8 protein-coding genes are annotated in these 6,382 nt (G+C 69.1%); all 8 read right to left on the reverse strand.

Annotated features, from left to right (window positions below):
* Window positions 1-76 precede the first annotated feature (76 nt).
* Window positions 77-460, reverse strand: coding sequence for a hypothetical protein (locus tag ACFWBT_RS25735; protein WP_385704471.1), 384 nt, complete (start codon window positions 458-460; stop codon window positions 77-79).
* A complete protein-coding gene (locus ACFWBT_RS25740) occupies window positions 457-729 on the reverse strand; it encodes a hypothetical protein (protein WP_385704472.1) in 273 nt (90 codons plus the stop codon). The genes ACFWBT_RS25735 and ACFWBT_RS25740 overlap by 4 nt, the downstream gene beginning before the upstream one ends.
* Window positions 730-1,399: 670 nt before the next feature.
* Window positions 1,400-1,738 (reverse strand): hypothetical protein, encoded by a 339-nt coding sequence (locus ACFWBT_RS25745; protein ID WP_385704475.1) that lies wholly within the window; start codon window positions 1,736-1,738, stop codon window positions 1,400-1,402.
* A gap of 177 nt (window positions 1,739-1,915) precedes the next feature.
* The gene (locus ACFWBT_RS25750) at window positions 1,916-2,653 is read right to left on the reverse strand and encodes a hypothetical protein (RefSeq protein WP_385704478.1); all 738 of its coding nucleotides are present in this window, start codon (window positions 2,651-2,653) and stop codon (window positions 1,916-1,918) included.
* Window positions 2,646-3,134: a hypothetical protein gene (locus ACFWBT_RS25755; RefSeq protein ID WP_385704481.1), complete on the reverse strand. Its 489-nt coding sequence runs from the start codon at window positions 3,132-3,134 to the stop codon at window positions 2,646-2,648. Before ACFWBT_RS25755 ends, ACFWBT_RS25750 begins: the two co-directional genes overlap by 8 nt.
* Before the next feature lie 378 nt (window positions 3,135-3,512).
* Complete coding sequence (locus ACFWBT_RS25760) at window positions 3,513-4,691, reverse strand: DUF932 domain-containing protein (RefSeq protein WP_385704482.1); 1,179 nt, start codon at window positions 4,689-4,691, stop codon at window positions 3,513-3,515.
* 121 nt (window positions 4,692-4,812) lie between these two features.
* Window positions 4,813-5,193, reverse strand: coding sequence for a hypothetical protein (locus tag ACFWBT_RS25765; RefSeq protein WP_385704484.1), 381 nt, complete (start codon window positions 5,191-5,193; stop codon window positions 4,813-4,815).
* A 93-nt stretch (window positions 5,194-5,286) separates the two neighbouring features.
* Window positions 5,287-5,655, reverse strand: coding sequence for a hypothetical protein (locus ACFWBT_RS25770; RefSeq protein WP_385704485.1), 369 nt, complete (start codon window positions 5,653-5,655; stop codon window positions 5,287-5,289).
* Between the last annotated feature and the right edge of the window lie 727 nt (window positions 5,656-6,382).

The following is a 6,382-nucleotide window of genomic DNA, read 5'->3' on the forward strand; positions in this document are numbered from 1 at the left end:
GGGGTGCTTGCCCCCTCCCGCGCAACCAATAATAGTTTATTATTTCGAGGCGTGAACCCACCCTTGACCTGCGCACTTACGGCTGCGTCCCCGACGCTGCTTCCAGGGCGGGGCACTGGGCCTGGTGCTGGAGTGTGTCGGCGGCGGCCTGTTCGTGGTCCCGGTAGTCGGAGACCACGACGTATCCGCCTGGCGTGGTGTCGAGTCGCAGCGCGTCCGGACCCCAGTCCTCGGTCACGTGGCGGGGGAGGCGCTCGATGTCGTCGACTTCGACCTGTGCGGCCCAGCCGGTCACGTCGTGACCGAACTGCCGTCGCCAGTTCAGGAGGATGGGGAAGAGCTGTCCGCAGTCGTCGGCCAGGGCGGCGGCGCGGGCCTGGCTGGGCGGCGGGCATTCGGCGTAGGTGGGCGCGTCGGGGCGGGTGCGTTCTCCGAGCGTCATGAGCCAGCGCAGTTTCATACGGTCTCCATCCGTGCGGTGTTGGGCGTGCCGGTCTGCGGGTGCCGGACGGGGTGCCGGGTCCGCTGGGTGCGCAGGGAGGCGGCTTCGGCCTCGGCGTTGCGGGCGCGGTCGTGCTCGCCGGCGGCCTCGGTGAGGCAGTAGGGGCCTAGCCACGCCTGGACGTCGACGTCGCGGGCCAGCGATCCGTCCCGGTTGGCGAGCATGAGCAACAGGACGGGGTGGGGCTGCGTGGTGAACCATCGTGCGACGGTCCACCACGCGGCCACAGCGGCGCCCAGCGCGGGGCGGGAAGCGCGGGCCTGGCCTTCCAGGCGGGCGGCTGCGCTGCGGTGGTAGTCGGCCGACCACGTGAGGAACCGCAGCAGGGCGGGGGTGTCTCGCTCGCGGGAGGCGGTGAGGAGCTGGGGGAAGTCGGGCCGCTGCTCGACGTGTTCGGCGCAGGCGCGCAGGCGCGCAGTACGGCGGTAAGCGTCGCCGCAGTCTTGGGCGACGGCTCGTGTCCGGCGGTGGACTCCATCGGGTACACCGACACCTGGGGGCGGTCGGCGTCGTCGCGGTAGAGAGTGAGGCTGCCGTAGTAGCCGGTGCGGCTGCGGACGAGCCGCGGGAGCGTCTCGGCGGGGGCGGGCCCGGTTTCCTGGAAGGCGTTGACGGGGCCGAGACAGGCGCGGACGGCGGTGAACTGGTCCCAGTGCCGCACGTGGTGGGTCCCGGTGACGTACACGCTCCCGCGCATCGCTCCGCCGAGGCCGAACACGACAGAGTCCTTCTCGCGGGGCCGGGCGGTGGCGTGCACGGCGCCGGCGGGCGTCTCGATGGTCAGGCTCGGGTTCATGCGCGGCTGCTCCTGGTGGTGGTCGACGCGGTGAGTGGGCGGGTGCTGCTCGGCGCGCGGCCCGGCGCCGGTGCCGGGCCGCACGGGGCGGCGGGGGAGGGTCAGTACAGGTCGCCGATGTACTCGGCCACCTGCTCCGCGATGTCGTCGGGGCTGCTGTGCGCGTCGGCGTGCGGCAGGTGCCTCACGTCGCCTGTGACGTCGTTGCGCAGGAACACGTCTCCGGCGTCGCACACTCCGATGGTGAAAACGTCGTGGTGGGCGTTGCGCAGGTGCCCGGTACGGCCTCCAGGGCCTGCGGCGGCGCCCCACTGGTCACCGAGCAGCGATACAGCTCGCTGCGCCGCGGTGAGCAGCAGGCTTCCGCGGATCGTCTCGCCCTCGTCCTTGTCGAACGGCGGATGCGTCCAGTTGAACGTGTGCGCGCGGGCGGTGGGCATGACGGCTCCTTCAAGTGGTGGCGGTGTTCTGATGGGTGGTTGCGGTCTCCCCGCGCCCGACGAAGGGGAGGGATGCGGGCGCGGGGAGACAGACTGCGGCCAGTGGCGTGCTGGCCTTGGGGCCGTGCGCCTTCCCCTCGGGGGAGTTTGGGGAAGGCGCAGGGGGCTTGTGGGCGGCTACGTCTGAAGGACGTAGTCCCAGCAGGTGCAGCCGGTGCCGTCGGCCCGGGAGCGGGGCCACAGGCGGGAGAGGTCGTGTTCGGATTCCGGGTATCTGCACTCACCGCACGGCGCGCCCCACGTGGCGGGCTCGTCGGCCGGTTCGGCGGTGTAGATCTCCGGGGTGCTCCACGGAAACCCGCCGGGGTCGAACCGGACGGACGTGTCCGGCATGAGGTGGGCCCACCCTGCGGGCCAGCCGACGACGGGTTTCCGGCGGCACCTGGCGATGGCATCGCGGACGGCTCGCCCGCGCCACACCTGCGTGATGCCGTTCGGTGCGGTGACGCGGTAAGCGGCGGCTGTCACCTGCTCGTCCGGCCGGTTGATCAGGACGCCGGACGTCTTGTCGGGGGTGAACGTGACGGTGGAGTGGTTGCGGGTCTGGCGGTAGCGGATGACCCCGTCGTTCGTGATCCGGGCCTCGCTGGACAACCAGAAGTTGAGATTGCCGCGTAGGAAGTTGTCCAGCCCCTGACCGTCCGTCTGACGGCCGAACCCTGCGGTGCGGGCGGGGTAGTCACCTGCCCGGCCCGCTGCCTGTGCGTACGTCGCGTAGATGTCGGCGGCGTCCATGTGGAGGTACGGGCCTTCGATCCCCCATGCGGGGATGCGGTAGGCGATGATCCGGGTTCCGGGGAGCGGCTGGCGGGCGGGGATGTCGGCGGGGTCCGCGGTGGCGGGGATGTCAGGCACGGTCGGTTCCCTTGCCGATGGTGGGCGGCTCCGGGAAGGGCGGGGCGGTGTAGATCTCGCGGCCTTCGGTGACGACGCCGGGACAGGGGAGGAGAGCGACTTCGACGGTGGCGGTGTTCATGGGGTGCAGCCATCCGTCACGGACGCTCCAGCCGCACGCGCGGGGGCGCGGCTCGGCGGCCGTGGTGGCTATGAGAGTGGCGCCGGTGACGGTGCTGCCCTCCAGTGCGAACACGAGAAGCACGGCCAGCGTGTAGTAGTCGTCATCGCCGAGAATGCCGCTGAGCTTGACGTTCGCTGTGGGTGAGAAGTCGACTGCCTGGCACAGGGGAACGCCGTCGGTCCGCATGATCGCGATATCGAGCGTGCGCTCACCGGGGCCGATGGCCTCGAACACGGCGGCCAACGCGTCCAACGCGCGGTCCATGGCGGCCTCGGTTGCGGCCTTGTCCGGGGGGATGAATCCGGGGCGTGCGGGCATGGCGGATTGCTCCTTGGCGAGAGGTGGTCAGCAAAAGGCCGGCGGGGCCCGTGCGGGGACGGCGGTGGGGCGGTGAGCGGTGCGCGTTGCATCTGGGCGTAGCGCGCGCTTCCTTGGCGCGCGGTCTGCTCTGCAGACGCGTTGCTCTGCCGCTACGCGGCAGGGGCGCGGCGGGCGCGCTCCGCGCTTCCTCGGGGGTGGGAGCGCTCCGCGCTCGGGCGGGGCGGGCCCGTGCGGGCCGGGCCGGGGAGTTTCCCGACCCGCACGGGGGTCTGTCGGCCGCCGGGCACGGCGCCTACTGCGCGCGGCTTTGTGTTCGGAGCGTTTGGGCCCGTGCGGGCCGGGGTGTCGGGGTCACCCGGCCCGCACGGGGGTCTGTCAGCCGTGCGCGGCAGCCGCCGTGAGGGCGGGCAGTGCGAGCGCTTCCAGGGCGGCGGCCTGGTCGGCGTCGGTGAGGGTCTGGGCGGTCGATGTGACGGCCTGCATCACGCCTCCGGCCGTGATCTGCCCACCCCGGATGAAGTGGGCGAGGATCGTCTCCTGGGTCTCCTTGCTGATCTTGAGCGTCTTGGTGACGTGCTCGATGGTCTTCGTCGGCTCGGCCACGGCCTTACCGGCGGCGGCCTCGATCTCGCGCAACTTCGCCTCGACGTACTCACGCGAGAGGAACGTGCGGACCGCGTCGGCGGTCTTGGACGTGATCACCGCAAGTTCCTTCCTCTCGGTCTCCTCCGACCAGGACACGACGCCCTCGTCGTGCTTGGCGCCGATGTGCACGGCGCGCATGACGTCCATGGGCATGGTTAATCCGTTGGTGCACACCTGCATGACCACGCGCGGGGTGACCGACCACGCACCGGCCCCGACTTCGCTGTTGGTGATGACGAACCCGGCCGAGACGATGGGGAGTTCGTCTCCGCTGCGGCCGTCGAACGGGGAGCGGTACCCGCTGAGCAGTTCGGGCGCCATGACGGCGACCGCTTCGGACTGGACCCGCACGTACATGCGGCGGTCGGTGAGGTCGCAGCCGGTGACGTTGGTCGGGTGCCCGGACTGCTGCACGCCGTCCAGGGCGGCCAGCAGGATGTCGAGGTTGTCCATGACCTTGTAGCTGTCGGACATCAGCGCGCGGGCCACGCCTTCGGCGGGAGCGGCGCCGGGGGCGCTGTCGCCTCGGAGCGCACGGAGCATGAAACGGCGGTGGGGCTCCTGGCGAAGCCACGCGTTGACGTTCTCGTCCAGGAGCGGGACGTTCTCGGCGCGCATGCGGCGGAGGTAGGCGACGGGGATTTTCAGCTTGTCCGCGATGCCCTCGTCGGCAACGGCGGTGGGGCGGTAGGTGCCGTCGACGTCCGTCACGCCGTCTTCCGTGATCTGGCGCTCGATGCCCTCGACCTGGACGTTTCCGTCACGGAACGACAGTGCGGACGCGGAGGTGACGACGTCCAACTTCCGGTTCCTGTGGTCCTCCAGGATGGTGACCAGGTCCCGGAGATCGGCGTTCCGGGCGCCCCGGGGGGCTGCTGAGGTGGCGCGCTCTGCGTACTGCTGAGTCATGCGATGTTCCCCTTCGCTGTTGGCTTCTGCGGTTCGGGGGGCGGGGCCACCGCCCCCCGAACAACATCAATAATAATGGAAATCAGGGGTGGGTAAACCCACCCCTGACCTGCTCTTTCCCCTACTCGTGGCCCATGCCCAGCATGGACATGATGGCGTCCGCCCAGTGGAAGTGCTCGAAGAACGCCAACGGCACCAGTGCGAACAGTCCGGCCAACAGGTAATCGTCGACCTTCGACCACGTACGCCAGACCGCGTGCCGGACGGACCGGCGCCACGTGATCTCAACCCTGACCTCACACCCGAAGTCGCCCGGGTGGAACGCGCGGTGGATCCGACCCAGCTTCCCGCCGGGGCGCGACACGTGGACGCGGTGGATACCGTCACGGTGGAGGTTGATGCGCTCGAACCTCCACGCGTGGGGTGCGGCGGCGCCTGCCTGTCCGCGAAGCTTCCGGCCCTGCTTGATCTCTTTACCGGTCACACGCGATACCAGTTTCATGATCAGTTTCCCCTTTGCCGATCACGGTTGCTGTCTGGGGCGCGCCCGGGGGAATGACTGAATTTTTCGACATTCCCCCGGGCAGGTTGCTGACTAACTCAGAAACCCGCGCGACTGAAGGAATTCACCCAGGATGTGCGCGATTCCCTGCGGCTTGTAGATCTGCGGGAAGCGGCGCATCTCCACTTCGGTGCGCCCGGTTTCGTCCGGCTCCGGAAGCTGGTGAACGAGACGGTAAGGAGCGTCACCCGTAGGCATTTCCAGGACGATCGGCCCGCGCTTGGTGTCGACGCGAATTCCCGTGTACTTGTCGTCGATGTCGTGAACGATGTTCGCTCCGTTGCGCCGGACGGGCAGCGGGAGGAAGTTCGCGACGTTGCGGGCCTGAATTGCGAGGCCGTTCATCGGCGCGTCCGCCCCGCGTACGCGGCGGACGATCCCACCAGAGATCTTGATTTCCACGTTTTCCCCTTCGTTGGCCTTGCGGTTCCTGGGGGTCGCCTCCCCCAGGACTCCAATAATAATGGAAGATGAGGTGGGATGGAACCCCCTGTTGCGCCCAACGTTGCGTCCGGGGCTGCGTTCTGACGTTGCGTTAGGTGTTGCGTTTGAGGTTGCGGGGCCAAACGGCCGGCTTCGATGAAACCGCAGGTCAGATGTCTAACAACGTGTGGTTGCGTTGCTGACATCCCCTTAGCTGCCACTTTCCCGCACCGTAGAAGAAATGGGGGTGGGGTGTGGGCGGGTGGCGGCGTCGGGGATCGGGCTGGGGCTTTGGCGGTGGTGGCGCGGCGCCGGTGTCGCCGCGCTGGGTGTCGGGAGCCTGGCAGCGTGTCAGGTGCCTTGCGGGCGCCTGGTGAGCTGTTGGGTGCGTGGGCACCCGGAGGGTGCCCACAACTCCTCACACACGCTCTGACGGTCCCTCACTCCCGTGCCGGTCCGGTCGGGTTGGGCCCGGAGGGCTCAACCCTTCCCGGATTCCGTGGACTTCAGTCCTCCACGGAATCCGCTTTCAACTCTCTTTCCTCTCCAGGGAATTCGGAGAATTCCTCACTCTCCGTCAATTCGTGCCGGAGGCACGCAGGTTTATGAATCCGCCCGGAGGGCGAATTCATAAACCGCCGCCGGAGGCGGAATGCTTTTCGCGCGGGGACGCGCGAAACGAGCGGAGCGAGTATTCGGCTGCCGG

This window comes from Streptomyces sp. NPDC060027 (assembly GCF_042737005.1).
Lineage (GTDB): Bacteria > Actinomycetota > Actinomycetes > Streptomycetales > Streptomycetaceae > Streptomyces.

Excerpts from the sequence above, each read along its gene's own strand:
- ACFWBT_RS25745 (WP_385704475.1), bottom strand. The coding sequence starts at position 1,738 with ATGCCCACCGCCCGCGCGCACACGTTCAACTGGACGCATCCGCCGTTC.
- ACFWBT_RS25735 (WP_385704471.1), bottom strand. The coding sequence starts at position 460 with ATGAAACTGCGCTGGCTCATGACGCTCGGAGAACGCACCCGCCCCGAC.
- ACFWBT_RS25755 (WP_385704481.1), bottom strand. The coding sequence starts at position 3,134 with ATGCCCGCACGCCCCGGATTCATCCCCCCGGACAAGGCCGCAACCGAG.
- ACFWBT_RS25765 (WP_385704484.1), bottom strand. The coding sequence starts at position 5,193 with ATGAAACTGGTATCGCGTGTGACCGGTAAAGAGATCAAGCAGGGCCGG.
- ACFWBT_RS25760 (WP_385704482.1), bottom strand. The coding sequence starts at position 4,691 with ATGACTCAGCAGTACGCAGAGCGCGCCACCTCAGCAGCCCCCCGGGGC.